The sequence below is a fragment of the Microbispora sp. NBRC 16548 genome, from assembly GCF_030268985.1.
Classification (GTDB): domain Bacteria; phylum Actinomycetota; class Actinomycetes; order Streptosporangiales; family Streptosporangiaceae; genus Microbispora; species Microbispora catharanthi.
In genome coordinates this window covers 281,974-308,534 of the sequence record NZ_BSSF01000002.1, presented here as the reverse complement: position 1 = coordinate 308,534, position 26,561 = coordinate 281,974, and the positions used below count along the sequence as shown (strand labels likewise).

The window sequence follows — 26,561 nt, the reverse complement described above, 5'->3', positions numbered from 1 at the left end:
GCGTACCCCTCAAAAACTGCACATAAAGCCCCATAAAAGCACGGTTTGCCCTGAAACTCCCTCGGGCACCTCCCGGGCAGCGACGCCGAGGAGGGGGAGGCGCGACCGTGACGGAGGGTGGCCGGATCCGCGTGGCCATGGTCCACGGTCCCGGGCCCGCCGACCGCGACGGCGTCGGCGACTACGTCGAACGGCTCGTCGGCGCGCTCGGCGACGCGGGAGTCGAGGCGGTGGGGGTGCCCGTGGGGTCCCCGGGGGCTTGCTCCCCCCGGCACTGGCTGCCGGCCACGCTCGACGCCGCCCGTCGGGTGCGGCGGCTGCGCCCGGACGTGGTCCACGTGCAGTTCGCCCCTTCGGCCTACCGGTTCTCCGGGCTCCCCGGACTGCTGCCGCCCCTGCTGCCGCCCGGCGCGCCGCTGGTGACCACCCTGCACGAGTACGGCTGGTGGGCGGCCCCCGATTGGGTGCCAGGCCCCCTCTGGCGGCCCCTGGAACGGGCCCGCCTGTGGGACCGGGAGACCGGGCGACTGGTGCCCGCAAGCGCTCTCGTGGTCGTGACGAACGCCTCTCACGCCCGGCAGGTCAGGCGGCGCGTCGGAACGGCCGCCGTGGAGGTGCCGCTGGCCCCGAACGTCGTGGACCACGGCGGCGGACGGCAGGCGCGCATGCGGGTGCGGGACCGGCTCGGCATGAACCCGGACGACCCGCTGCTCGCCTTCTTCGGGTTCGTGCACCCCGTGAAGGGCGTGCGGCAGCTCGTCGAGGCCCTGCCCGCGCTGCGCGCGACCCGCCCCCGCCTGCGCCTGCTGGTCGTGGGCGGCTTCACCTCCCAGGCGCTGCCGGAGGCCGAGGCCCGGGCCTTCCTGGCGGAACTGGAGGCGCTGGCGGCGCGGCACGGCGTCGCGGACGCGGTGACGTTCACCGGGCACCTGCCCGCCGCCCGGGTGTCGGAGTTCCTGCACGCCGCCGACGCGGGCGTGCTGCCCTTCACCGCCGGGGTGACGACCAAGAGCGGCGCGCTGCTCACGATGCTGGCGCACGGGCTGCCGACCGCGGTCACCGTGCCGGACGAGCCCGACCCCGCCCTCCCGTTAGGAGAGGCCGTCGCCGTGATCAGGGCCCGCCGCGATCCCGCCGCCGTCGCGGACGCCGTCGCGCCGCTGCTCGACGACCCCGAGGCGAGACGGCGCATGGGCAGGGCGGCCCGGCGGCTCGCCACCCGCCACTCCTGGTCCCGGGTCGCCGCCGCCCACCGCGCGCTGTACGAGACCCTGGCCGGCCCGCGCCGCCCGGATGCGTGAGCCGTACCGGGAGATCCTGGTCGTCGACCTGCTCGGCGGGATCGGCGACCTGCTCATGCTCCTGCCCGTCGTGCACGGCCTGGCCCGCGGGAACCCCGGCGGGTCGCTGCGCGTGCTCACCCACGAGCCCGGCGCCGCCCTCCTGCGCGGCGACCCCGCCGTCACGCGGGTGCTCACCCCCCGCCACGGCGGGGCGGGCGCGGAGCGTGAGGCGGTGGCCGAGGCGCTGGCCGCCCGGCGCCCGGATCTCGCGATCACCACCACCCGCTACGACGGCATTCCGGATCTCCTCGCCGCCTCGGGCGCCCGCACCGTCACCGACCTGTGGCGCCGCCCGCCCGCTGACGAGCCGGTCGGCGGGCGCTACCTGCGCATCCTGCTCGCCGAGGGCCTGCTGCGGCCCGAGGACGCCCTCGTCCGTCCGGCCGTGCGCCTGACGCCGGCCGAGATCGCGTACGGCGAGAGCGCGCTCGCCCGCCGCGTTCCGGCCGTCGCGGCGCGGGCCCCGGTCGTGCTGATCACGGACGCGGGCATGGACGTGAAGCGGTGGCCCGCCGGGCGCTGGCGCGAACTCGCCGCGTCGCTGGCCCGGCGCGGCCATCCCCTGCTCACGCCCGACGCGCCGCCCGAGCGGGGCCCCGCAGAGGCCGCCGTTTTCGGCCGAGAGGTGGCCGTGCTGCCGCGATGCGGCCTGCGCGGGCTCGCCGCGTGCTTCGCCGCCGTGGCGCGTCGCGGCGGCGTGGTCGTGGGCGGCGACACCGGGCCGCTCCGGCTGGCCGCGGCGGCCGCAGCGGCCACCGTCGGGCTGTTCGGGCCCACCTGGGCCGGCCGGTACGGCATCGGCTCCGGGGATGGAGCGGGCTCCGCCGACCTGCAGGGGCTGCCGGGCTGCCCGCACCGCAGGCCCACGGCCATCACCGAACAGCCGTGCTGGTGGACGGCCGAATGCCCGCTGTCCCCTGCGGGCCCCGCCTGCATGGCCGACATCCCCGTGGCGTCCGTCGTGCGCGCCGTGACCCGCCTGTGCGCCGGTCGCCCCGATCTCCCCGGTCTTCCCGGTCTCCTCCCTGGGTGCCACCCGGCGGACGACCGCTGAACCCTGCTGACCCCTGCTGACCCGTGCTGACCCATACTGATCGTGGCGTGGCAGGCTGCGTACGGGAAAGAACGGCAGCCATGCCGTCGAGGAGGAAACAGATGGAACGGGACGGCGCGGCGCGGCCCACTGCCCGTTTGGGGCCCGTCACGCGGTCACGCGTCCGGAGGGTGTCCAGATCGGCCGTACGCGACCGGCGTGACGACCTCGCCACGGAGGAACCGCTGGAGATCCGGCTCCTGGCCGGAGGCGAGAGCCGTACGGTGGCGATCACGATGCGGACGCCGGGCGCGGACTTCGAGCTCGCGGCGGGGTTCCTGCACGCCGAGGGGATCGCCGGCCCCGGCGACATCGCCGCCATCGGCTACTGCACGGACGAGGATCTGGACCCCGAGGCGCGCTACAACACCGTGACCGTGCGGCTCGCCGCCTCCCGGCTCCCCGACCTCGCCGCCACCGCGCGGAACTTCCTGACGTCGAGCGCGTGCGGCGTCTGCGGCACGGCGAGCCTCGACGCCCTGCGCGACCGCTGCGCCGTGCCGGCCGCGCGCCCGCCGGTCGCCGTGCCCGCCACGACCCTGTACGGCCTGCCCGACCGGCTGCGGGAGGCCCAGGGGGTGTTCGGCAGGACGGGCGGGCTGCACGCCGCCGGGCTGTTCACCCCCGACGGCACACCGCTGGCCGTGCGGGAGGACGTGGGGCGGCACAACGCCGTCGACAAACTGGTCGGGTGGGCGCTGCTCGGCGGCGGGACCCCCCTCGACCGGCACGTCCTGCTGGTCAGCGGCCGGGTCGGCTACGAGATCATGCAGAAGGCCGCGAGCGCAGGGATCCAGATCGTGTGCGCCGTGTCCGCGCCCTCCTCGCTCGCCGTCGATCTGGCGCGCGAGTTCGGCATCACGCTCGTGGGGTTCCTGCGCGAGGAGCGCTTCAACATCTACGCCTGTCCCGAGCGGATCGACGTCGAGCAGGCGGCCGAGACGCCGTGATCCGAACCGCCAGTCGAACCGGCAGTCGAACCGGGCGGGCGCTCGGGTTCGAGCGCCCGCCCGGTTCGCACGCCGCCGTCAGCCGGTGTTCTGCAGGCCGGCCGCGACGCCGTTCACGCTGAGCAGCAGCAGCGTGGACAGGCGCTCGCGCTCCTCCTCCGACAGGTCGCCCGCCGCCCGCAGCGCCGACAGCGCCCGCAGCTGGAGGTGGCTGAGCGCGTCCACGTAGGGGTCGCGCAGTTGCACGGCACGCGACAGCACGCGCCGGTTCTCCAGCAGGCGGGCGTGGCCGGTCACCTCCAGCACCAGCCGCCTCGTGAGGTCGTACTCCTCCAGGACCTGCTCGGCGAACTCGCTCCGGCCGCCCAGGGCCAGGTAGCGGGACGCGATGGAGCGGTCGGTCTTGGCCAGCGACATCTCCGCGTTGTCCAGCATCGCGGCGAACAGCGGCCACTCCTGGTAGGCCGAGCGCAGTTCGGCCATGCCGCCGTCGGTGACCACGGCGGCCAGGCCGCTGCCCAGGCCGTACCAGCCGGGGAGATTGACCCGCGTCTGGGCCCACGAGAACACCCACGGGATGGCCCGCAGGTCGTCCAGGGAGCGGGGCGCGCCGAGGCCGCGCCGGGCGGGCCGGGAACCGAGCCGCAGGGAGCCGAGCTCCTCCAGCGGGCTGACCAGCGCGAACCACTCGGGGAAGCCCGGGGCCTCGGTCAGCGCCCGATAGGCGCGCTCGGAGGCCGCGGCCACGGTGTCGGCGAGCCGGCGGAACTTCGCCGCCGCGGCGGCCGTGCTCGACTCCACCGCCGAGGTGGACGCGAGCAGCACGGCGTTGGTGACCTGCTCGATGTGCCGCTTGGCGATCGCCGAGTGGCCGTATCGCGCGAAGATGACCTCGCCCTGCTCGGTGACCTTGAACCGGCCGGCGACCGAGCCGGGGGCCTGGGCGAGCACGGCGCGGTTGGCCGGGCCGCCGCCCCGGCCGAGTGCGCCGCCCCGGCCGTGGAAGAGCGTCAGCCTGATGTCGTTGGCCGCGGCCCAGGCGGTGAGCGCCGCCTGCGCGTCGTACAGGCGCAGGGTGGCCGCCGCCGGGCCGAGTTCCTTGGCCGAGTCGGAGTAGCCGAGCATGACCTCCATGCGCCGCCCGTTCTCGGCGAGCCGCCGGCGCACGGGCTCCAGGTTGACCATGCCCTCCAGCACGGCGGAGGAGTTGTCGAGGTCCTCGCCCGATTCGAACAGGGGGACCACGTCGAGCACCGGGGCGCGGTCGCCCAGGGCGTGCCTGGCCAGCTCGTAGACCGCCGCGATGTCGTCGGACGAGCGGGTGAACGAGACGACGTAGCGGGAGCAGGCGGCCACGCCGAAGCGCTCCTGGATCCACCCGATCACCCGGATCGTGGCCAGGACCTCCTCGGTGCGCTCCGACAGCGTGCCGGAGGCGATCTCCTTGAGCGCCGCCGCGTGCACCGCCGAGTGCTGGCGCACCTCCAGCTCCGCCAGGTGGAAGCCGAACGTCTCGACCTGCCAGATCAGGTGCTGCAGCTCGCCGTACGCCTGCCGTACGGCGCCGGCCCCGCGCAGGGAGTCCTGCGTGAGCCGCAGGTCGGTCAGCAGCTCGGCGGGCGCGCGGTAGGCGAGGTCGAGGTCGCGGCGGCGGGTCGCGGCGATCCTGGCCGCCACGAACATCAGCCACTGGCGGTGCGGCTCCCGCGGCGACCGGGTGGCCATCTCCGACACCAGGTCGGGGTGGTCGTCCTCGGCCTGCGCGAGCGCGGCCCGCAGCTCGGCGGACGGCGGCGTGAAGACGCTGGCGAGGGTGAGCGACCTCCCGATGCGGGTGGTGGCGTTCTCCAGTGCGATCAGCACGTGCTCCGCCTGGATCTGGATGGCCTCCCTGGTCACCTTGGCGGTGACGTTGGGGTTGCCGTCGCGGTCGCCGCCGATCCAGCTTCCGTAACGGATGTAGGCCTTGGCCAGCGGCTCCCGCGTCCCGGTGCCGGACCCGAGCGCCGCGTCGAGCGAGCGGTAGATCAGCGGCACCGTGCGGAACAGCGTCTCGTCGAACGCCGCCATCGCCGTACGGACCTCGTCCAGCGGGTCGAGCTTGGTGTGGCGGAGCTGGGCGCTCCGCCACAGGATGTCGATCTCCTCGAGCAGCCGCCGGTGGGCCTCCTCCCGCTCGGCGGTGCCCCGGCCGGGGGTGTTGTAGGCGTCGAGCTGGGCGCTGATCCGCTGGATGGCGGTGACGATCGCCCGCCGCCGCGCCTCCGTGGGGTGGGCGGTCAGCACGGGCCGGAACTCCAGCCCGTCGATCAAGTCGTGGAGCCGGTCGTCCCCGCGCAGCCGCTGCACGGCCTCCGCGAGGGACTCGCGCAGCGGCACGTCGTCCTTGTCGCGCTGCCGCAGGATGCGGATGCGGTAGTGCTCCTCGGCGAGGTTGGCGAGATGGAAGTAGCAGGTGAAGGCACGGGCGATCTGCACGGCGCGGTCCACGGGCCATTCGGCCACCAGGGCCGCGACCTCGTCGGCCGTCGTCTCCTGACGCCGGGCCGCGATCACCGCCTTCCGGAGCCGTTCTACGTCGGCGAGGAGGTCGGGGCCGCCGTGTTCGGCGATCACCTGACCCAGTAGTCCACCCAATAGGCGCACGTCAGCGCGGAGTTCGTCCGGCATCTCCGCTACGGCGTTGTGTCGTTCGGCAGGAGCGATGGCGGCCATGTTTGGAAGGCTAGCGAATCGCGCTCGGGAGCCCGAGGGCGGTCTCACCAATTGGACTAGACCACTCAAACGTGCAGGTCAGGCCGGTCGCGCGTCCGGGGTGCGGAGCGCCTCGGCCGGGGCTTCGGGGAGCACCCTGAAACGGCGGGTGAGGTGCTGGGCGAGCTGCCCGTGCGCCACCACGATCGCGGCGAACGCGACGACCAGCATGGTGATCGGCGTCAACTGGTCGTCGTCGGCCAGGACGATGATCTTCGCGTCGCTGAGCCCCGTCCTCGCGGCCATCAGCCCCGTGAGCGCGGCGGTCACCCAGCGACCGGCATGCATGATCGCCGGACGAGCGGTCGCGGTCACCGCGGCCGGCAGGGCCAGCACGACGAACGCGACGAGGATCCCGACCGTGCCCACCAGGGACAGGCCGGTCGATTGGTCGACGGCCAGCGCGACGCCCCGCATCAGGAGGCGCGCCAGCCCCCCGATGACCAGTCCGCTCAGCGCCGCCGCACCCACCGGCGCCCAGATCGCACGGCCCAGCCGCCTGTTTTCGCCCATCACTTCTCCCCTAGAACGGTCCAAAACGGTTATAGAGGCGGGCCGTATCCCCCGCCACCACCGCAAGAACTTCGCAACTCCTCTGTTACGCGAGAGCGCGGCCGTATCTGGACTGCGGCAAAACACCGCAGTCAGGTGGGGCGGGAGACGGCGGTGAGGAGTTCGGGGAGGCGGGCGAAGCCGACGCCGGCGGCGATCCGGCGGCCCGCCCAGGCGGCCGCCACGCCGTACGGCACGGCGAACACGGCCCACCAGGCCAGGCCGAACAGGACCGGCAGCACGACCGGCAGCGTGAGCACGCCGGTGACGAGCATCGTGGCGAAGGAGGCCACGAACGCCTGTCCGCCCTGCCCAGGAGCGGCGCCGCTGAAGGCGTTCAGGCGGTCGGGGTAGGTGTACGGCGCGGTCACGCTGGTGAGCGCGCCGACGCCCATGGCGACGCCGAGCACGCCCCAGGCGACCGGCGCCGCGGCGAGGGCCCAGACGGCGTCGCCCGCCACCAGCGCGGCGATCACCGACACCGCGGTCAGCAGCGGCACCCCGATGACCGCCATGGCCAGGTGCCGGCCGGCCAGGTCGGTACGCAGGTCACGCGGGGTGGAGAACACCACCGCGTTCATCCACAGCGACCTGCCGTCGATGCCGAAGGAGTTGGCCGCCTGCAGCCCGATCACGACGGCCGCCAGGCAGGCGGGCCCGACCACGAACTGCGGCCCGGCCATGCCGTCCGGCCCCCGTAGGGAGAACATGATGACCACGCTCACGAAGAACGCGACGATCCAGTTCACCCGGCCTCGGGGCTCTCTCGCGGCGTACTTCAGCTCCTTGGTGACGACGGCGCCGAGCATGCCGTCCGGCAGGAACCGGCCGAACGGGACCCGTCCGGACCGCCGGACGGAGCCGCCGCCCTGGCTGGAGGCGTCGGGCCGCACCAGCGCGTGCCGCAGCGCGGCGATCCACAACCACCCGAGCACGACGACCGCCATCGCGACGACGATCAGCTCGGCGACGCCGATGAGACCGCCGTCGGCGATCGCGTGCGCGGCCAGCCCCGGCGGAGTCCACCGCAGGACGTCCCCCGCCGATGCCAGGATCCGGGTGGGGTCGCCGGAAAGCCCCCGGTTGATCAGCAGGTTGGGCACCTGGAAGAGCAGCACGCCGAAGACGGCGGCGACCGCGAGCAGGTCGCGTCCCCTGCGGGTGCGCAGCACGCCGGACAGCGCGGTGGTCACCAGGCGGGAGGCCGTGAGGCAGAAGGCGAACTGGAGGACCACCGCGGGCACCCCGAGCAGCACCCCGCCCGGCCCGTGGGCGAGCGCGACCACGCCGCCGAACAGCGCGGCCAGCGAGGCGATCGGCCACGGGCCGGTCGCCGACGCGGCCAGCATGCCGGTCGCGAGCTGCCGGGTGGTCAGCGGGAACAGGGCCAGCCGGGCCGGGTCGAGCGTCTCGTCCAGGCCGAAGGCCATCAGCGGCACGACGATCCACCCGACGGCGAACATCGCGAACGCCGCCGACACGAGGTCGAGGGCGGCGTCGGACGGCGCGAACCGGATGAGGGACAGCAGCGCGAACCCCGCGACGGCGGCGAGAAGGGCGGCGCCCAGCGAGAAGACGAAACCGACCTGCTTGCCGACCTCGCCGCGCAGGCCTCCGCGCACCAGGCTGAGCTTCAGCCGGACGAACAGCCAGGTCATGCCGGGGACCCGAGCCACGACAGGCCCTCCTCGCCGTTGCCGCGCACGCCCACGAGGTCGAGGAACGCCTCGTTGAGCGTGCGGCCCCGCCGTACGTCGTCGAGCGGGCCCTGCGCGACGACGAGGCCCCGGTTCATCACCGACACCCAGTCGCACAGCCGCTCGACCAGGTCCATCACATGGCTGGAGAAGACGACGGTGGAACCCGACGCGGTGTATCTGCGCAGCACCTCGATCAGCGTGTTGGCGGAGACGGGATCGACGCCCTCGAACGGCTCGTCGAGGAACAGCACGCCCGGGTTGTGCAGCAGCGCCGCCGCGAGGCCGATCTTCTTGCGCATGCCGGTGGAGTAGTCGACCACCAGCTTGTCCTGCGCCTCGACCAGGTCCATGACCTTGAGCAGCTCGTCGGCGCGCCTGCCGACCTCGTCCAGGGGGATGCCGCGCAACTGGCCGCCGTACATCAGCAGTTCGCGGCCGGACAGCCGTTCGAACAGCCGCAGGCCCTCGGGCAGCACGCCGATGTGCGCCTTGACGCCGACGGGGTCGGTCCACACGTCGTGGCCGTCGATCTCGATCCGCCCGCCGTCCGGACGCAGCAGCCCGGTGACCATGCTCAGCGTCGTCGTCTTGCCCGCGCCGTTGGGACCGACCAGGCCGGCGAAGCTGCCCCTCGGCACGACCAGGTCGACCCCGCCGACCGCCACCTGCTGCCCGAAGCGCTTGTACAACCCCTGCGTGCGTACGGCGTCCGTCATGGAGCCCCCATTTATATAAAGCCGTCGTAAAGACGAACGAACGGCACACGGGCCGCGTTCCTGTGGAGAGTTCCCGCCCGGGCGATTGCGATCCCGGTGAGCGCGACCCGGCGCGACCGCGCGGCCCCGGTCTGGTTAACCTGTCGGCCATGGATTCGACGCGACCCGGAGCGGCGTTCGGGACCCGAGGGCCGCTGAGCATGCGAGGAACGGTGAGCGGGCGATGAGCGCCGAACGCGCCCCCGAGATCGACATCCACACCACCGCCGGCAAGCTCGCCGACCTGGAGCGCCGCCGGAGCGAGGCGGCCCACGCCGGCTCCCAGCGGGCGGTGGAGAAACAGCACGCCAAGGGCAAGATGACGGCCCGCGAGCGACTGGCCGCCTTCCTGGACGAGGGCTCCTTCGTGGAGTTCGACGAGCTGGCCAGGCACCGGGCGACCGCCTTCGGCCTCGACCGCGAGCGTCCGTACGGCGACGGGGTCGTGACCGGGTACGGCACGGTGGACGGCCGGCCGGTCGCGGTGTTCGCGCAGGACTTCACCGTGTTCGGCGGCTCGCTGGGCGAGGTATTCGGCGAGAAGATCGTCAAGGTGATGGACCACGCGCTGAAGACCGGCTGCCCGGTGATCGGCATCAACGACTCGGGCGGCGCGCGCATCCAGGAGGGCGTGGTCTCCCTCGGCCTGTACGCCGAGATCTTCAAGCGCAACGTGCACGCCTCCGGCGTGGTCCCGCAGATCTCACTGATCATGGGCCCGTGCGCGGGCGGCGCCGTGTACTCCCCCGCACTGACCGACTTCGTCCTGATGGTGCAGGAGAAGTCGCACATGTTCATCACCGGGCCGGACGTCATCAAGACCGTGACCGGCGAGGAGGTGACGTTCGAGGAGCTGGGCGGCGCGCACACGCACAACTCGCGCTCCGGCGTCGCCCACTACGAGGCGTCCGACGAACAGGACTGCCTCGACTTCGCCAAGGCGCTGCTGTCGTATCTGCCGTCCAACAACATGGACGACGCGCCCGCGTTCGACGTCGAGGCGGACCTGGAGACGACCGACGAGGACAGCGAGCTCGACACGCTGATCCCCGACTCGGCCAACCAGCCGTACGACATGCACACGGTCATCCAGCACGTCCTCGACGACGGAGAGTTCCTGGAGATCCACGCGGGCTTCGCGCCGAACATCGTCGTCGGCTTCGGCCGGGTCGAGGGGCGTTCCGTGGGCGTCGTCGCCAACCAGCCGATGAGCTTCGCCGGGACGCTCGACATCGCCGCCTCCGAGAAGGCCGCCCGGTTCGTGCGCACCTGCGACGCCTTCAACATCCCGGTGCTGACCTTCGTCGACGTGCCGGGCTTCCTTCCGGGCACCGACCAGGAGTGGAACGGCATCATCCGGCGCGGCGCCAAGCTGCTCTACGCCTACGCCGAGGCGACCGTGCCGCTGGTCACCGTCATCACCCGCAAGGCGTACGGCGGGGCCTACGACGTCATGGGGTCCAAGCACCTCGGCGCGGACGTCAACCTGGCCTGGCCCACCGCCCAGATCGCCGTGATGGGAGCGCAGGGCGCGGTCAACATCCTCTATCGGCGGGAGCTGGCCGCCGCCGACGACCCGGACGCCGACCGGGCCCGCTTCATCAGCGAGTACGAGGACACGCTGGCCAACCCGTATCTCGCGGCCGAGCGCGGCTACGTGGACGCGGTCATCCGGCCCTCGGACACCCGGGTCCAGGTCGTCCGCGCGCTGCGCGCCCTCCGCAACAAGCGGGCCACGCTGCCCCCGAAGAAGCACGGGAACATTCCGCTGTGACCAGTCGCGAGCCATACCTCAGCATCGTCCGGGGGGACGCCACCCCCGAGGAGACCGCCGCCCTCGTCGCCGCGCTGGCGGCGCGGGCGGCGGCGCGCGCCACCCGGCCGGCGGCTCCGGAAACGAGCCCGGCAAACTGGAGGAATCCGGCACATCGGCTGCGCCTGGGCCTCCCGCACGGTCCGGGAGCCTGGCGGGGGGCCTTCTTCCCCGGCGGGTGACACGTCTTCCGACGCCATCCGCGACGACTACGGACCGATTACATCGCCGGAACAGGGTGTCAACTGGCTCAAGAGTTGGGACTATCTAGAAAGCGGGGGAATATAGTCAGCCGATCAACTAGTGACGAGTCCAGGAGGACACCATGGCCATCCCGGACTTCAGCGCACATGGCATTGCCGCAAAGTATGCCGTTCTCGTGGACGTCGGTTACCTTTACGCGGCCGCCGGTGAAGTTCTCTTAGGCGCCAAGGAGCGTAAGGAGTACCGCGTCGCCGCGGACGAGCTGATCCAGGCGCTCCAGAAGCACGCGCTCGAGCGCATCCCGGGCGAGCTGCTGCGCGTCTACTGGTACGACGCCGCCCGCGACCGCGTGCCCACGGTGGACCAGCGTGTGATCGCCCAGCTGCCCTGGGTCAAGGTCAGGCTCGGCAACCTGAACGCCCGTGGCCAGCAGAAGGGGGTGGACGCGCAGATCCGCAGCGACCTCGAGGCCCTCGCCCGCCACCACGCCGTGAGCGACACCGTGCTGATCGCCGGGGACGAGGACATGGTGCCCGCCGTGGAGGCCGCGCAGGCGTACGGCGTGCGCATCCACCTGTGGGGGGTCGAGCCGCCGTTCGGGACCAACCAGGCCGAGCGGCTCGTCTGGGAGTCGGACACCGTCGAGATCATCAGCGCCGACTTCCTGCGTCCGTTCTTCACCCGCGCCCCGGTGCCCGTGCCCGTTGTGCCCACGCCGTCGCCCGCCCAGGTCTTCGCGGGCCGTACGGTCAAGCCGATGCCGCCGAAGACGCCCGTGGGCCAGGTCGCCAAGCTGGGCCCGGGCCGGCCCCGCGTGGAGGAGGTCGGCGAGCACGTGGCGCAGAAATGGATACTGACCAGAGGCCGCGACAACATCCGCGACCTGCTGCCGGGTCCGCTGCTGCCCACGGTGATCGACACCGAGCTGCTCATCGAGGCCGAAAAGGAGCTCGGCCACTCCCTGCGGCCCTATCCGGAGGCGCGCGTCTGGCTGCGCGACGGTTTCTGGGCCCGGGTCTACCGCGAGTTCGACCTCGGGGTCGGCATCTCCAGCAAGTGACGCCGGCGTTCTGATCCAGCGTCCCAGCTCGCGCGGGAGCACTCCAGGCGCACTGCCCGGTCTCGCGCGGGGCCCCTCCGCGTTGTCGCGGCATCCTGACGGCCGCGTCCGATTTCCGCCAGTCCGCATCGGCGGCCAGCGCATAACGTCGTGTGCGTGACCACACGACAGCTCGACTTCGACGCGTGCTACCTCGCCGTCTCCGCGCGGGACTCCCGCTTCGACGGGCGTTTCTACACGGCTGTCACCACCACCGGCATCTACTGCCGCCCGATCTGCCCCGCCCGCACCCCCTCCCGGGGCAACGTCCGCTTCTACCGCCACGCCGCCGCGGCCGAGGCCGCCGGGTTCCGGCCCTGCCGCCGCTGCCGTCCGGAGCTCAGCCCCGGCGACCCCGGCTGGGACGTCCGCGCCGACCTGGTCGGACGCGCGCTGCGGCTGATCGACGACGGGGTGGCCGACGAGTCCGGCGTCGCCGGGCTGGCCCGCCGCCTGCACGTGACCGAGCGGCACCTGCACCGTCTGTTCGCCGCCGAACTCGGCACCGGGCCGCTCGCCGTCGCCCGCACCCGGCGGCTGCTGCTCGCCAAGCAACTGCTCACCGAGACCACCCTGCCGATCACCGACGTGGCGTTCGCCGCCGGATTCGGCAGCGTACGCCAGTTCAACGCGGCCATGAAGGAGTCGTACGGCTTCGCACCGGGAGAGCTGCGCAGGGCCAACGGGCCGGTGCACGAGAAGGGGGGTCCGGTCGCCCTCACGACCGGGCTGACCCTGCGGCTCGGCCACCGGGAGCCGTACGACGCGCAGTCGGTGCTGCGCTTCCTCGCCGCCCGGGCGATCCCCTCGGTGGAGGCGGTCTGCCGGTCGGGGGACGACGTGACGGCCTACACGCGGGCCGTGCCGGGCGGCTCGATCACGCTGCGGCCCGCCGCCGGACACGTCCGGCTCACGGTGCGGACCACCGAGACGCACCTGCTCTCCCGGCTGGTGGCCCGCTGCCGCCGCCTGCTCGACCTCGACGCCGACCCCGGGGCGGTGCGGGAGATCCTCGGTTCGACGTCGCTCGCACCGCTGGTCGCGGCCCGTCCCGGGCTGCGCGTGCCGGGAGCGTACGACGGGTTCGAACTGGCGGTCCGGGCGGTCGTCGGGCAGCAGATCTCGGTGGCCGGGGCCCGCACCCTGCTGGGCCGCATCGCCGCCCGGGCCGGCGTTCCCGCCGTCCCCGACCGTTCTGCCGACGAGAACGGGAACCCCGACGCGGCCGTGACCGGCCAGGTGCCGTTGCTGTTCCCCACGGCCGACCTGCTCGCCGCGGCCGACCTGGACGGCCTCGGGCTCACCACCCGCAGGGTCGCCACGATCAGGGCGCTGGCCGAGGCGGTGGCCTCCGGCGCGATCGACCTCGACGGCGCGGGCGACCCCGCCGACACCACCGCCGGGCTGCTGGAGATCCCCGGGATCGGCCCGTGGACGGCCGGCTACATCGCGCTGCGCGCGCTGCGTGACCCGGACGCGTGGCCCGAGGGCGACCTCGTGCTGCGCAGGACGATGGAACGGCTCGGCGTCGCCGCGGGCGAGGCCGAGCGATGGCGGCCCTGGCGCGCGTACGCCGCGCTCCACCTGTGGAGCCACGCCTCCGACAATCCAGACACCACACCACGAGGACACGACAGATGATCATCACGCAGACCGTGCCGACCCCGGTGGGCCCCCTCGCTCTGCTCGCCCGCGACGGCGTGCTCGTCGCGGCCGGATTCACCGCCGACCCGCGCGAGATGTTCGCCCGGCTCTCGCCGTCCCTGCGGGCGCTTCCCCTGCGGGAGGACGATCTCGGCGACGCGGCCGAGGCCGTGCGGGAGTACCTCGACGGGAAGGTCGACGCGCTCGACCGGATCCCCGTCGAGCAGCCCGGCACCCCCACGAGGCAGCGCCTGTACGAGGCGCTGCGCGCCGTGCCCGCCGGGACGACCGTGTCGTACGCGCAGCTCGCGGAGAAGGCGGGGCTGCCCAGGACGGCCGCGCGAGCCGCGGGGTCGGCCTGCGCGCAGAACCTGATCGCGCCGTTCGTGCCGTGCCACCGCGTGGTGCCCTCGACCGGCGGTTACGGCAGTTACTACTACGGCACGCCGGTCAAGGAGTGGCTGGTCGCCCACGAGTCCCGCGCCTGACCTGCCTGCGGGGCCGAGGTCCGGGGCTCCAGTGCAGGAGCGAGGCGCCGAGCGCCTCGCGGGCCGGACGGGTCAATCCTTGACGATGCTCTGGACCTCGCCGACGGGCACGTCCCTGGTCGCGGCGACCTGGATCGGGTCGTACGCGAACGGGACGACCTGGCCGCCCTGGTTGCCGTTGCCGGCGACGTTCCAGACGCTCGTCACGGTGAGCGTGTAGACCTTCTTCGGCTGGTCGATCGAGGAGTGCAGGTAGACGACGCCGCACTCCGGCTTGCCCTCTCCGTCCTTGTCTGCGCCCTTCACGTACGGCTTGCCGGTGGCGCCGCATCCCTTGTCGTACACCTCGGCGCGGTCGCCGCTGGTGCCGGACTTGATCTCGAGGTGGTCCGGCGTCGCCGTGACGGTGGCGGACATGACCCCGGGCAGCGTGGCGGTGACGGACCGGGGGGCGGCCTCGGCTCCGTCCAGCCACACCCAGGTCCCCAGGTTGACGTAGCTCTTGGCGTCCGGGCTCAGTTTGATCTTCGGCTCCGGCACGGTCAGCGCGGCCCGGGCGATCTGCATGAGCTGCTCAAGCGTGATGCCTCCGGCGGGGGTGGTTCCCTCGGGCACCCAGACGAGCGGCTCGAGTCCGGCGGCGCACGAGGGCCCGTCCGGGTTGCCGGCGTCGTAGGCGACGCCCCACCACTGACCCTTGTCGCCGATCTTGCTGCCGAACTTGCCGAGATCGACGTCGTAGTCCAGCCCCGCCTCCACCGCCTGCTTCTTCTGCTGCGCCTGGAGGTTGCGCATGTCGTCGGCCGAACTGTTCGGCTCGTACCAGCAGGGGCGGGGCATCCGGTAGCCGTCGCTCTTGCCGCCGAGCCCGTTGCCGGACAGGCCGATCTTGGAGTTGGTCAGCCTGACTCCGGCCGTGTTGCCCTCCTGGAACGCCTCGCCGTGCGCCCCGACGTCCGGGTCGGCGGCGGCGGGTGGCGCGCACACCGCGAGCAGGACCCCTGCCAGCAGGGACGTCACAGCAATGGCCCTCATCTCAGGCACTCCTTCGCGCGCTCGTCCGGATAGTCCGCGTGGCGGTAGAGCCGGATCCGCCAGACGCCGTCGTCGCCATGCCCCATGCCGGCGGTCTGCAGGAAGACCGCCCGCGGGCGTTTGAGCCAGGCGGGCTGACGGGCCAGCGGGGTGCCCTCCTGGTCGGTCAGCCGCACGCCGGTCAGGTCGACGCAGCCGTCGGCCTCCGCCCCGCGTCCCATGACGGAGGGCACCCGCAGGGCGTAGAGCCTGGCCACGCCCCGGGCCGACTGTCTGTCCTTGAGGAACCCCTGCACCCAGGTGACGGCGTCCATGTAGGCGGACGACTCGGCATCGATCCCCTTCACGTACGAGCGGTCCCCGCCGGAGGTCCCGACCGCGCGCCACTGCGCCGTGAAGTCGTCGGCGAACGCCTTGATCACGGCCGACCGCTTCGGGTCGGGCTCGAGCGGCCACTCGATCTCGATCGTCAGTCCGGGCGCCGCCGTGACCGTCTCGGTGCCCGGCTGCGGGCCCGGCGTCCCTGAGGCCGTCGCCGCGACCGGTGCCACGCCGCCGCCGGGGGTGAAGCCGCGGTCCGCGTCCGGCGCCGTACATGCCGACAGGAGCAGCGCGCAGGCCGAGGCGAGCGACGCCGTGGCGAGTCCTGGACGCATCACCGGGTCCTCCGCAGTAAGCGATCCCCCGCCGCTGTCACCCTAGAAACGGCCGTCGGGGACGAGCCAGCGCTATGCGTGGATCGGCATGATTCGGAGGAGGACGTCCCTGGCATTGGGGTTCCGATCAGGCGAGACGTGAGGTTCTGAGGTCCGCCGGGTTTCCGGGGTTCGGATTTCTGGGGTTCGGGTTTCTGAGGTCCGGGGAGACGGTCCGGCGCCAGTCGGGCAGCAATTCGTCGATGAGCGCCTCCGTCTCCGGGGCCATCCCGCCGCCGTACGGATGGGAGGTGGCGCGGCGCAGCAGGCCGTCGACGACCGCTCGCAGCCGGACGGGCTCCCCGGTGGCGTGCGCCGCCCGGAGGAGGTCGCGCCACAGCCCCTCGTCGTCGGCCGCGAGCAGCAGCCCGGACCGGGCCGCCGCCACCGCGCCGTGCGGGTCGTGGCGGGCCAGTCGTATCTCGCACAGCGCGTGGGCGGCGTCCGCCACCCAGGCCGTCACGTCGTACTCCAGGGGGTCGGCCGCCAGCCAGGCGTACCGGTCGGGCGGCCTGCCGTTCAGCAGCGGGCCGCGCACCAGCGTGAGCGCGCGCTCCAGCAGGTCGGCCTCCATGTCACCGGGCTTGCCTTCGGTTGGAGCGGCGGCGTCGGCCCACTCGCCGGCCTGCCGTACGAGGTCCTGGAACAGCCGCCAGTCCGTACGGATCTCCGGCCCGAGCCGCAGGCGCCCGGACCGGTCGAGGAACAGGTGAGGGCGTCCCTCGGAGTCGCGCCCGAGCCATTCGGCGACCCTGGCGATCGTGGCGTCGCGCACCGCGAGCTGCACGCCACGCGGCCACAGCACGCCGGCCAGCACGGCCGGGTGCACTCCGTCCGGATGAGTGGCCAGGTAGACGACGAGTTCGTGGGCGAGGGCCGCCCGGCCCTCTTCGAGCGGGTTCACCGGGCTGATCTCGATCTGGCCGAGGATGCGCACCTCGATGGAGGGCGGCTCCTCGCTCAGCCGCTCCACCACCGGCGTGAGCGGCTCGCCCTCCTGCTGCCGGGCCGTGCGGAAAAGGCTGATCACGGCGTCGTAGTGCCGGCGCGGCAGCAGGTGCGCCTCGATGTCCAGGCCCAGGGCGTCCACGCGGGCCCGGCCGTCGTCGGTGACCTCCCACGTCCAGGTGGCGTGCGGCACCTCCCCCGCGATCACGAAGCCGCTCGCCGTACGCGTGCCCTTGCCGAGCAGCGCCAGGCGGCGCGCCTCGTCCTCGTCGGGGCGGATGGCCGACAGGAGGTAGTGCGGGGTGTACGCGGGGTCGGCCACGCGGCTGTGGATGCGGCCGGTCAGCACGTCGCCGTCGTAGCGGGCACGCTCCTCGAACTCCGGCAGCACCTCGGCCAGGCTGCTCGCCGTCCTGATCCGCTCGGGCGCGAGCAGGGTCAGCTCCTCGCCGAAGCCGACGAGCGTGATGCGCATCCGGTCGGACCACCGGTTGGTGGCCAGCTCGACGGCGAGCGCCGACAGCGCGGCGACGGTGTGCGCCCCGGTGATCGAGATCACGCCGTGGGCGGCCTCCAGGTCGGCCAGGACCCGGCCGCCCTGTCCGGTGCCGAGCGAGACCAGCCCGGGGTAGGGCGCGGGCACCCCGGCCAGCACGTGCTCGTCGATGCGGCGTCCTTCGTGGGCCGGAAGGCGCCACACCTGCCCGTCGTCGCAGGACTCCCACGGCTCGGGCGCGTCCTGTTCGGCCGGGTGGATCCACAGGTCGAGGCCCCGGTTGGACAGGTGGACGGCGTAGATCGTCGGAGGGCGCCGGCCGGCGTCGGCCAGCAGGCGGCCGAGCAGGCGCAGGCCGATGTCGAGCATGCGGCTGCCGGGGGCGTCGGCGCCGAGGCGGATGGCGACCTCGGCCTCGGCGGCGTCTCCGCGCGGCCGGGCGATGCGCCATCCGAAGGCCCGCCGCCACAGTTGCTCCCGCCGCCTGCGGCCGAGCAGGGCCAGCAGCCCGGCCGCCGCCAGCGACGAGGCCGCCAGATAGTCGGCGAGGACCGGCCCGGCCTGCCGCTCGTCGACGGGCCGGTGGCCCGCTTCCGCGGGCGCGATCGCGGGCTGGACGGTGGTCGTGATGATCGGACGCGGGGTGGGCGTCGCGCGGGTGGTGGCGGGCGTGTCCTTCGCATCGCCGGTCCGGCCCTTCGGCTCCGACGGGGTGTCCTGCGGCATCGCGGGCGGCGGCAGCACGATCCCCGGCTTGCCCGGCTCGGGTGTCACCCTGCCCCGCTCGTGGCCCGCGTCTCCGGACCGCCCGGCTTCGCCCGGCCGAGCGCCGTCGCCGGATCCCTGGTCCGGGCGAGTGGTGTCCCCTTCACTTCCCGTTGTGCCTCCGGTGTGCGAACCGGCGGTGGGACGCGGGTCGGGCGTAGCGTGCCGGTCCTCCGTCGCGTGCCGGTCCTCCGTCGTGTGCCGGTCGGCGTGGACGTCGCCGCCGGTCGCCCCTCCCCCGGCGTACCGGGTGTCGCCGTCGAGTTCGGCGGGTGCGTGGCGGTGCTCCTTCAGGGTCTCCGGCCGGTCCTCGTCCACCGGCACGATGTGGACGTTCCTGGCGTCGTCCGGCATGTCGAGCACCCAGCCGGGACGGATGAGGTCGGCCATGTGCAGCCGGCTGCCGTCGGGCTGCTCCTTGTGCTGGTTGAGCCGGTAGATCTCCGGATAGCGGCGCCCGTCCCCCAGGCACTTCTCCGCGATCTCCCACAGGCTCTCGTGGTGGCGCCCGTGCGGGGGCTGGACCACGTAGACCTTCTTGACCTCCCTGGCGTGCAGGGCCGGTCGCTCCGCCTCGATTTGCGGCACCGGCGCCGACAGCGCCGCGACCTGGGGCCGGATCGGGGCGGGGGCGCCCGCGCGGGCGATGGGCATCGCCACGGCGGTCGCGGTGAACAGCAGCAACACGGCGGAGACCAGGCGGTTCGCGAGCGCCTGGGTGCCGCCCGACAGCGGCACCCGGGCCGGCATGCCGACCCGCCGCAGCGCCGCGTAGACCTCGACGACCACGCACAGGAACAGCTGCAGCCAGGCCAGCCACACCAGGAGGATCAGGATCGCGATGATCGTCTCGGGGCCGACCTGGCTCGTGAACAGGTCCGCGTTCAGCAGGTCGCCGCTGATCGGCGGACCGGCCAGCCGGAGCAACGCGTACGGCACGCCGCCCACCAGGCCCACCAGCGCGACCAGGGCCCCGAGGCCGGCGAGGACGTCCCCGGCCGTACGCCGGGCCCGCAGCCGTACGGGCCGGTCGTCGTGCCAGTGCTCGGGCGCCCGCTGCGGCCCCAGCACGGACGGCATGCCCTCGGGGCGCGGTCGCGGGCCCCGCCCGGGCGTGCCGGCTGCCGGTGCCTCGCGATCCGCGCGCGAAGCCGGGCCGGGGATGCCGCCTCCCGGGACCCCGCGCGCGACCCCCCGCCCGGCCCCCCGCTGGGCCTCGCGGTCGAACTCCTCCCGCCGGCCGCCCGGCGGCCGTGTCCCTGTCACGCCTCCCCCGGATCAGGAGCGGCCGTGGCCTCGGCCTCCATGTCGGAGCCGGCGAAGCCCAGCGCGGCCAGGAAGAAGGCGTCCCAGTGCACCGACACCGCCACCGTGACGTCCGCCTGGCCGCCGCCCACGGTGCACTCGGTCATGCGTACGCCCTCGGCCCCCTGGTCCGCCGTGATCTTCTCGGCCTCGCCGCACACCGCGCCCTCGTCGGCGAGCAGCCGCACCTGGCCGGTGGCCCGCAATGTCTCGACGTCGATCTGGTCGGCGGCGGCGCGGGCGGCCTGCTCGGCGATGTCGGCGGCCTTGAGGCGGGCGTTCATGGCGGCCCCGCCGTCCACCAGCAGCCCGGCCAGCAGGAACACCACCCCCGAGAAGAGGACCACGAACACCGACATGGAGCCCCGCTCCCCCGCCCGCCCGCCTCCGACGGGCGACGGCACCCTCATGGGGGCGCACGGCACCGTTGACGTGTCTCGGACGGGACGCGGAGCGGCCCGGCTGTCCCGGACACGCGAACCACACCCGCGACGCGGACCCGGCGGGGTCACTTCACCCTCCGATACCGTTCGAGCGGCACGACCGAGGTGCCCGACATCTGCTTGGCGGCGCCGAACCCGAGGAAGTCGAGGTTCAGCTCGCAGGTCACGGTCATCCGGACGAAGCCGTCCATCTTCCAATCGCTGCCGGACATGTCCACCAGTGGCGAGCAGTCGCCGGAGAGCGATGCCTCGGCGGCCTCCTTCGCGGCCGACTCGGCCTCCGCCTCGGTGCGCTGCACGGAGGCCGCCCGGGCGGCGTCCCGTGCGGCCCCGTTGACCTCCCCCTGGGCCTCCACGATCCGGCCCGCGCCGACGAGGAACAGCAGGAAGAGCAGGAACAGCGGGGCCAGCATGACCGTCTCGGCCGTCATCGAGCCGTGCTCCGACCGGGTCATTCGCAGCCGTCCGAACCGTCGTCGGGGCGGAAGCACTCGATGGGCCCGCCGAAGCGTGACGTGATCGTGAAGGTCATCGCGGGCAGCAGCGGCACCACCTGGACGGCGCTGCCGGTCACCTCCACGCCGCGCTGGTCGCCCTGCTCCCACGCCTGCGCCTGGGCGTTCTTCAGCAACTGCGGTCCGATCGCCTGCACGATCTGCCGCGCCTTGCCCTCGGCCGCCTCCTGCCAGCCGTCGGAGCCGCCCGCACGGGCGATCCGCGCGCCCTCCCGCGCGGCGGCGTCGGCGACCTGGCGACCGTGGAACCAGAGCGTGACCTGGACGATCAGCAGCACGACGGCGAGCACGATCGGCATGAGCATGGCGAGCTCGATCACCGTGGCGCCCCGCTCGCCACGCCCGCCCCGCCCACGTCGCCGGATTCGCCGAGCCCGCCCGCTGCGCTCGACCCGCCCACCTTGCTCGCTGCGCTCGACCTGCCCACCCCGCTCGCGGCGCGCGGCAGTCGGGGCGCGGGGGCCGGTCACGCCCTGCACAGTCACTCCCCGTTACCCCCGCGGCCGCCCGCGCCGCCGCCGGAGCCGCCGCCGCTGAAGCTGTTCTGGATGTCGGACTGCTTCTGCTCGACCAACTGCTTGATCAGCGTGGCCAGGCCGAGCGCGACTCCGGCGATGATGGCGGTGATGATCACCCATTCGACCGCGGAGGCTCCCCTGGACGGAGCGTTCCTGGCGCGGTCCAGCCGTACGTGGAGCACGGCGATCAGATAGTGGAACCAGAGCATCAGGCCCCCAACATCTTCATGGCTGCGGGAAAAGAGAGGAAGATCACGAACCCCGCGCACAGCAGGAGCTGGGCGACGAGCATCGACTGGGACCGCTCACCCGCCTTGCCCTCGACCTCCGCGAGTTCGCGGCGGCGGAGGGTGGCGGCGCGGGCCGTGAGGGAGGCGCGGACCTTGGCGCCGTCGTCGGCCACGAGCCCGAGCGCGGCCGACAGGTCCCGCAGCTCGTCCACGTTGATCTCGTCGCCGAGCCGGCCGAGGGCCTGCCAGGGGGTGATGCCGACGATCCGGGCGTTGGCCAGCGCCTCGCGGATGCGCTCCATCGCCCAGTTGGAGCCGGGGGCGGGACCCGCGCCGTCCGCGGCCCCGGTGGTGACGGCGGAGGCGGCACCGTGCACGGCTCCGTTCGCAGCGCCGTTCACAGTGCCGTTCAGCGCCCCGGGCGTGGTGACGGGACTACCCACGGCGACCGCCATCATCAGCGCCTCGGGCACGCCTCTGCCGCCTGCGAGGTTCATCGAGACGAGGTCGAGGAAGGCGCCCACGGCGTGCCGGAAGTCCCGGCGGCGTACGGCGGCGTCCCGCCGGATCTGCGCGTCGGGCAGCAGGAAGAAGATCACGCAGACGACGAGAGCCGACCAGAGTGGCACCTGCACCGAGACGCCCCATCCCATCAGCGAGAGCCAGCCGACGAGGAGCGGGAACGCCAGCAGGCCCGAAACCCCGAGCAGCAGCTTGGTCGCGAGGAACCCCTCGAACGACTTGCCGAGCAGCGCGAGGTCGGCCTTCGTCGACCGTGCCTCCCACCCGCGCGCCGCGTAGAACCGGGCGAGCCGCAGGCCGAGCATGCGGCGAAACTCGCTGACGTCCTCCTCGGGCGCGATCAGCGGCGCCAGCGGCACGCCCTTGCCGTCGCGGGCCTGGTCGAGCGCGGCGAGCCGGGCGGTCAGGCCGGGCCGGGGCGGGAACAGCGCCCGCACCAGCAGGAAGAGCCCGAGGCCGAGCACGGCTCCGCAGAGCACCGTCGCGATCACCTGATCACCTCCGCCGCCGGCGGCTGCGCCTGCGCGGCCGCCGCGGACCGCGGGCGGTGGTAGGGGGCGAGGATCCTGGCCGGCTTGTCGAAGCGGGCGAGCCGCCGCATCCAGGCGAACCCCGCGCCGAACAGGCCCGCCACCACGACGAGCACGGCCTGGCCGAGCACGGAGTTGTACTCCTCGACGTATGAGCGGTTGAAGACGACCAGCGCGGCGGCGAAGGCGAGGGCGGTGCCGACCACGATCTGCACGCTCTTGCGCGTGGACCTGCGCTCGGCCTCCACGCGCCGGCGCATGTCCAGCTCCTCACGCGCCGAGACCGCCAGGGCCGACAGCACGTCGCGCAGGCCCGGCCCGCGCAGCCGCGAGTTGAGGATCAGCGCCGCCACGACGAGGTCGGCCGAGGTGTCGTCCAGCTCGTCGGCGAACATCCGCAGCGCGTCGGCGAGCGGCATCCGCGTGTGCAGCCGGTCGACCAGGGCCCGCAGGTGCGGTTGCAGCATGGGGGCCGCGGCCCGGATCGAGGAGGGGATGGCCTGTTCGAGCCCGGCCGCCCCCGCGATCGTGTCGCGCAGCGACTCCGTCCACGCCGCCAGACCCTCGAGGCGCCGCATGGCGGCCCGCTCCTCCGCCGCGCCGCCGGTGAAGCCCCGCCAGGCCAGGACCAGCAGCACGGCTCCCGCCGCGATGACCGGCCAGCCGGTCACCACCAGCACCACGACACCCGTCACGGCCGCGATCGCCGACCTCGTGGACAGGGTGCGCAGCAGGCGCATCCGCTCGGCCCGGCCGTCCGGCGTCGCCGGGCGGGGGCGCAGGCCGTAGACGGCCAGGGCGAGCAGGAAGAGCCCGCCGCCCGCCGCGGCCCCGGCCAGCAGCACCAGGGGGTCGAGGACACCGGGAGGCAGCGCAGGCAGCAGGCCGCTCATCGCCACGCTCCCCGCGCCGGGTCGTATCCGTGGGCGGCCAGCTCGTCGGCGCAGGAGATCGGGGCGTGCGGCACCAGGTAGTCGCCGGCCATGGCGAACACCTCCGAGGACAGCACCCGCCCGTCGCAGCCCGTGACCTCCCGCACGCTGGACACGTAGCGCCGCAGGGTGCCTCCCCGGTGGTAGTCGTTGCGCTTCTCGATGAACACCACGAAGTCGATGGCCCCGGCGATGAGCATGTGGGTGGCCTCGATCGGCAGCCGTTCCACGGCCTGCAGCGCGTAGGTCGCGATGCGGTTGAACACCTCCATGCTGGAGTTGGCGTGAATCGTCGACAGCGACCCGTCGTTGCCCTGGGTCATCGCGTTGAGCATCGTGACGATCTCGTCGCCCAGCACCTCGCCGACGATCACGCGCGAGGGGTTCATGCGCAGCGACCGCCGCACCAGCTCGGCCATCGTGATCTCGCCCTGCCCCTCGGCGTTGGGCAGGCGGTGCTCGAAGGCCACCGCGTTCGGGTGCAGCTCGGGGAACTGGTCCAGCCCCAGCTCCAGCGCCCGCTCCACCGTGATCAACCGCTCGTGCGGCGGGATCTCGTTGGCCAGCGCCCGCAGCAGCGTCGTCTTCCCCGCGTTCGTCGATCCCGCGATCATGATGTTCTTGCGCGCGGCCACGGCGGCGGTGAGGAATCGGCCCAGCTCGGGGGTGAGCGTGCCGTTCCCGACGAGGTCGCTGAGGAACACCTTGCCGAGGCGGGCGCGGCGGATCGACAGCGCCGGCCGCACGGTGACGTCCATGACGGCCGACAGCCGCGAGCCGTCCGGCAGGCGCAGGTCGAGCTGCGGGTTGGCGGTGTCGAACGGCCGCGACGACAGGCCGGAGTACGCCGCCAGGATCTGGATCAGCTCGATGAGCTCCTCGTCGGTCTCCGCGACGGGATCGTGCATGAGCTCCTGGCCGTCGGCGTAGCCGACGAAGACCCGGTCGCAGCCGTTGATGTCGATGTTCTCGACCTCGGGGTCGTCGAGCAGCGGCTGGAGGCGGCCGACGCCGAACAGCGCGGCGTGGATGCCCGCCGCCAGCGCCTCCTCCTCCTCGGCCGTGGGCGGGGTGCGCCCGACGCCGATCTCACTGCGCGCGTGCTCCTCCAGCACCTGCGCGATCAGCGCCCGGGCGAACTGCCGCTCGTCCTCCCCCGACATCGGCGGCACGCCGCTCGCCTGGTCGAGCCGCCGCTGGTGCGCCAGCCGGTCGCCGACCTCCTGCCGGAACCGCTTCACCAGGCCGTGGTCGATAGGCCGCCGCTGGGAGTTCACGACCGCACCTCCGGCTCCCTCTTCGCCCGTCTGACGGCGGGCGGTGCCGCCGTCTCGCCGCCCGCCGCCAGCTGCGTGGCCAGGCGCGTGGCCAGTTCCCTGGCCGTACGGATCAGGAGGCTGCGGTCGAGCCGCCCGCCCCACTGGCCGCGCAGCAGTTCGGCGCCCTTCGGGTCGTACGCGAGACCGCCGACGAAGGCGACGTCCCAGCCGGAGACGATGCGCCGGATCTCCTCCAGCGACGACCGGTACGACCGGGGGTCGGCGATCACCACGATCCCGACCTTCCGCCCGATCAGCGACAGCCGTTCGCGTAGGTGGGCGACGTGGTCGAGGCTGGCCCTGGTGAACAGCACCACCTGGTCGGCCTCGGCCACCAGATCGCCGATCTGGGGGTGCAGCCCGAGCCTGCCGCAGTCGGCGAGCACGTCGGCCTGCGGCAGGGCGGCGAACGCCCGGCCGAGCGGGCCCCACAGCCAGGTGAGGCCGGCCGCCTGCTCGCCGTTGGTCAGGCCGGCCAGCACGTCGAGGCCGCCGACGAGTCGCTGCGTGTGCTCGTAGATCAGCTCCGCGTGGAGCCCGCGCCGCGCGACCGCGCCGAGGCTGAGCAGGCCGCGCCCGGGGTTCAGCACGCTCCCGTCGTCGCCCGGCAGCCGGTAGGCGAGGTCGCCGCCGGAGGGATCGCACTCGGCCAGCAGCACGGGGCGGGGCCACACGGCGCCGAGGGCGGTCGCCGCGGTGGTCACGCCGGGCGCCCCCTTGTCGGCGGCGAGCACGATCAGCGCCACGTCACTTGACCCCCGGGAGCGTGACGAGGGCGATCTCCCCGCTGGAGGCGTACTGGGCGATGGTGGGCGCGATCGACGTGTCGACGACGATCGTGACCAGCCCGCCCCCGGACCGCCCGGAGGACGCGCTCTCGACGCGGGCGGCGGTCGCCAGCACCTTCTGCTGGGCGCTGCCCGACCCCCGGCCCGCCGACGGCACGTAGATCACCTGGACGATGTCGCTCCATTTGAGGTCGGTGGGCATCTGGCCGGCCTTGAGCGACAGGCCCACCTTGGCCTTGCCCGGCCCGACCTGGTCGGTCGTCGTGGCGGTCATGCGCTGGGTGAGCAGCGTGCCCGGCAGCAGCGTCACCGCGGCGTACGTCGTGGCCACCTGGTCCTTGAACCGCCAGGGGACGTAGTCGACGCCGGTGTCGGCGATCTGCACCTCCTGCATCGCGGACTGCGGGATCAGCTGCCCGGCCCCCACCTGCTGGGTGATCTGCACGGCCGAGACGCGGTCGCCGCTGCGCATGACCAGCAGCGTGGTGGCCAGCGCGCCGCCCAGGATGAGAAGAACGGCGAGCGCGGCGAGCGCGGGCTTGCGCTCTCTCGGCGGAACGGGCAGCCTGCGTGCGGCCGGCCCGGACAGGCCCGGCCGTGCGGGTGCCCGGCCGTCCTGCGACGTCTTCTCGCTGATCCTCATGGGTGGGGGACTCCCAGGGATGAGAGCGCCCATCTGTTTTCGGGCCGCTCGAATCTGTTTACGGTCTTGCCGTTTGTTGCGAATTCACTCCATTATGGCCAGCTCGCGCCGCCATAAGTGCCGTGAAGCGGCGACCCATGCTTATCCGTTAGGAATACGCCTGTCAACGGGAGTGGATCTATCGCCATATCGACACAAGGCTTTACTGACACGAAATTTCGTGATAGTACGTTTGCACTTCTTTCCCGGTTGTCACACTATTCACACTGTTCGCGCCACAGCGGACGGCAGGCATACGCGGGAGGCATACGCGGGAGGCATACGCGGGAGGCATGTCACGAAGGCGTCGCACGAAGCGCGCGATGACAAAGCACCTTTACCTAATCCGGGAAACTCCCAGATGAGCGCGGGAGTCGCGGCTAGCGTGTCCCCGCGGGCCGCGCGGCCCGCATGCCCGGAGATCTTCACGGGGACGCCCCGGG

Annotated in this window: 24 protein-coding genes; 8 read left to right on the top strand and 16 right to left on the bottom strand. The window is 73.2% G+C overall.

Features of this window, described 5'->3' with window-relative positions:
* Nucleotides 1-107 precede the first annotated feature (107 nt).
* The 3 genes from QSK36_RS05860 to fdhD all read left to right on the top strand — a co-directional run bounded on the left by QSK36_RS05860 (nt 108) and on the right by fdhD (nt 3,386).
* Nucleotides 108-1,301 carry a glycosyltransferase family 4 protein gene (locus QSK36_RS05860; RefSeq protein WP_285781591.1) on the top strand — a complete coding sequence of 398 codons (1,194 nt, stop codon included), beginning with the start codon at nt 108-110 and terminating at the stop codon, nt 1,299-1,301.
* Nucleotides 1,294-2,397 carry a glycosyltransferase family 9 protein gene (locus QSK36_RS05855; protein ID WP_285781590.1) on the top strand — a complete coding sequence of 368 codons (1,104 nt, stop codon included), beginning with the start codon at nt 1,294-1,296 and terminating at the stop codon, nt 2,395-2,397. The genes QSK36_RS05860 and QSK36_RS05855 overlap by 8 nt, the downstream gene beginning before the upstream one ends.
* A 137-nt stretch (nt 2,398-2,534) precedes the next feature.
* A complete protein-coding gene (fdhD, locus tag QSK36_RS05850) occupies nt 2,535-3,386 on the top strand; it encodes a formate dehydrogenase accessory sulfurtransferase FdhD (protein ID WP_285781848.1) in 852 nt (283 codons plus the stop codon).
* Between the two features lie 78 nt (nt 3,387-3,464).
* On the opposite strand, the gene QSK36_RS05845 is transcribed toward fdhD, so the two are convergent.
* The 4 genes from QSK36_RS05845 to QSK36_RS05830 all read right to left on the bottom strand — a co-directional run bounded on the left by QSK36_RS05845 (nt 3,465) and on the right by QSK36_RS05830 (nt 9,108).
* A complete protein-coding gene (locus tag QSK36_RS05845) occupies nt 3,465-6,101 on the bottom strand; it encodes a phosphoenolpyruvate carboxylase (protein ID WP_183534604.1) in 2,637 nt (878 codons plus the stop codon).
* 78 nt (nt 6,102-6,179) lie between these two features.
* A complete protein-coding gene (locus QSK36_RS05840; RefSeq protein ID WP_285781589.1) occupies nt 6,180-6,653 on the bottom strand; it encodes a hypothetical protein in 474 nt (157 codons plus the stop codon).
* 131 nt (nt 6,654-6,784) lie between these two features.
* Complete coding sequence (locus QSK36_RS05835; protein WP_285781588.1) at nt 6,785-8,368, bottom strand: hypothetical protein; 1,584 nt, start codon at nt 8,366-8,368, stop codon at nt 6,785-6,787.
* The gene (locus tag QSK36_RS05830) at nt 8,347-9,108 is read right to left on the bottom strand and encodes an ABC transporter ATP-binding protein (RefSeq protein ID WP_182898677.1); all 762 of its coding nucleotides are present in this window, start codon (nt 9,106-9,108) and stop codon (nt 8,347-8,349) included. Before QSK36_RS05830 ends, QSK36_RS05835 begins: the two co-directional genes overlap by 22 nt.
* 223 nt (nt 9,109-9,331) lie before the next feature.
* On the opposite strand from QSK36_RS05830, the gene QSK36_RS05825 reads away from it, so the two are divergent.
* From QSK36_RS05825 to QSK36_RS05805, 5 genes are all read left to right on the top strand, one after another.
* Entirely contained in the window at nt 9,332-10,921 is a 1,590-nt protein-coding gene (locus tag QSK36_RS05825; RefSeq protein WP_285781587.1) for an acyl-CoA carboxylase subunit beta, read from the top strand.
* Nucleotides 10,918-11,142, top strand: coding sequence for an acyl-CoA carboxylase epsilon subunit (locus QSK36_RS05820; protein ID WP_182898675.1), 225 nt, complete (start codon nt 10,918-10,920; stop codon nt 11,140-11,142). Before QSK36_RS05825 ends, QSK36_RS05820 begins: the two co-directional genes overlap by 4 nt.
* A 143-nt stretch (nt 11,143-11,285) precedes the next feature.
* Complete coding sequence (locus QSK36_RS05815; RefSeq protein WP_139573440.1) at nt 11,286-12,224, top strand: NYN domain-containing protein; 939 nt, start codon at nt 11,286-11,288, stop codon at nt 12,222-12,224.
* 156 nt (nt 12,225-12,380) lie between these two features.
* Entirely contained in the window at nt 12,381-13,904 is a 1,524-nt protein-coding gene (locus QSK36_RS05810) for a DNA-3-methyladenine glycosylase 2 family protein (protein WP_285781586.1), read from the top strand.
* On the top strand, nt 13,901-14,395 hold the full coding sequence (locus QSK36_RS05805; protein ID WP_182898672.1) for a methylated-DNA--[protein]-cysteine S-methyltransferase: 495 nt from the start codon (nt 13,901-13,903) through the stop codon (nt 14,393-14,395). The genes QSK36_RS05810 and QSK36_RS05805 overlap by 4 nt, the downstream gene beginning before the upstream one ends.
* A 72-nt stretch (nt 14,396-14,467) precedes the next feature.
* On the opposite strand, the gene QSK36_RS05800 is transcribed toward QSK36_RS05805, so the two are convergent.
* The 12 genes from QSK36_RS05800 to QSK36_RS05745 form a co-directional block, all read right to left on the bottom strand.
* Entirely contained in the window at nt 14,468-15,430 is a 963-nt protein-coding gene (locus QSK36_RS05800) for a hypothetical protein (RefSeq protein WP_183534592.1), read from the bottom strand.
* A complete protein-coding gene (locus tag QSK36_RS05795; RefSeq protein ID WP_183534590.1) occupies nt 15,427-16,086 on the bottom strand; it encodes a hypothetical protein in 660 nt (219 codons plus the stop codon). The genes QSK36_RS05800 and QSK36_RS05795 overlap by 4 nt, the downstream gene beginning before the upstream one ends.
* Nucleotides 16,087-16,213: 127 nt before the next feature.
* Nucleotides 16,214-19,600 carry a hypothetical protein gene (locus QSK36_RS05790; RefSeq protein ID WP_285781585.1) on the bottom strand — a complete coding sequence of 1,129 codons (3,387 nt, stop codon included), beginning with the start codon at nt 19,598-19,600 and terminating at the stop codon, nt 16,214-16,216.
* Nucleotides 19,597-19,998, bottom strand: a complete 402-nt coding sequence (locus QSK36_RS05785; RefSeq protein WP_182898951.1) for a pilus assembly protein TadG-related protein — start codon at nt 19,996-19,998, stop codon at nt 19,597-19,599. Before QSK36_RS05785 ends, QSK36_RS05790 begins: the two co-directional genes overlap by 4 nt.
* A 149-nt stretch (nt 19,999-20,147) precedes the next feature.
* Nucleotides 20,148-20,537, bottom strand: a complete 390-nt coding sequence (locus QSK36_RS05780; RefSeq protein WP_285781584.1) for a TadE/TadG family type IV pilus assembly protein — start codon at nt 20,535-20,537, stop codon at nt 20,148-20,150.
* Nucleotides 20,534-21,067, bottom strand: a complete 534-nt coding sequence (locus QSK36_RS05775) for a TadE family protein (protein WP_285781583.1) — start codon at nt 21,065-21,067, stop codon at nt 20,534-20,536. The genes QSK36_RS05780 and QSK36_RS05775 overlap by 4 nt, the downstream gene beginning before the upstream one ends.
* 11 nt (nt 21,068-21,078) lie before the next feature.
* Nucleotides 21,079-21,324 carry a hypothetical protein gene (locus QSK36_RS05770; RefSeq protein ID WP_285781582.1) on the bottom strand — a complete coding sequence of 82 codons (246 nt, stop codon included), beginning with the start codon at nt 21,322-21,324 and terminating at the stop codon, nt 21,079-21,081.
* Nucleotides 21,324-22,358, bottom strand: a complete 1,035-nt coding sequence (locus QSK36_RS05765; RefSeq protein ID WP_285781581.1) for a type II secretion system protein — start codon at nt 22,356-22,358, stop codon at nt 21,324-21,326. Before QSK36_RS05765 ends, QSK36_RS05770 begins: the two co-directional genes overlap by 1 nt.
* A complete protein-coding gene (locus tag QSK36_RS05760; RefSeq protein WP_285781580.1) occupies nt 22,355-23,290 on the bottom strand; it encodes a type II secretion system F family protein in 936 nt (311 codons plus the stop codon). The genes QSK36_RS05765 and QSK36_RS05760 overlap by 4 nt, the downstream gene beginning before the upstream one ends.
* Entirely contained in the window at nt 23,287-24,606 is a 1,320-nt protein-coding gene (locus QSK36_RS05755) for a TadA family conjugal transfer-associated ATPase (protein WP_240808812.1), read from the bottom strand. Before QSK36_RS05755 ends, QSK36_RS05760 begins: the two co-directional genes overlap by 4 nt.
* On the bottom strand, nt 24,603-25,394 hold the full coding sequence (locus QSK36_RS05750) for a CpaE/TadZ family protein (protein WP_139573449.1): 792 nt from the start codon (nt 25,392-25,394) through the stop codon (nt 24,603-24,605). Before QSK36_RS05750 ends, QSK36_RS05755 begins: the two co-directional genes overlap by 4 nt.
* Nucleotide 25,395: 1 nt before the next feature.
* Nucleotides 25,396-26,079 (bottom strand): hypothetical protein, encoded by a 684-nt coding sequence (locus QSK36_RS05745; protein WP_183534579.1) that lies wholly within the window; start codon nt 26,077-26,079, stop codon nt 25,396-25,398.
* Nucleotides 26,080-26,561 lie beyond the last annotated feature (482 nt).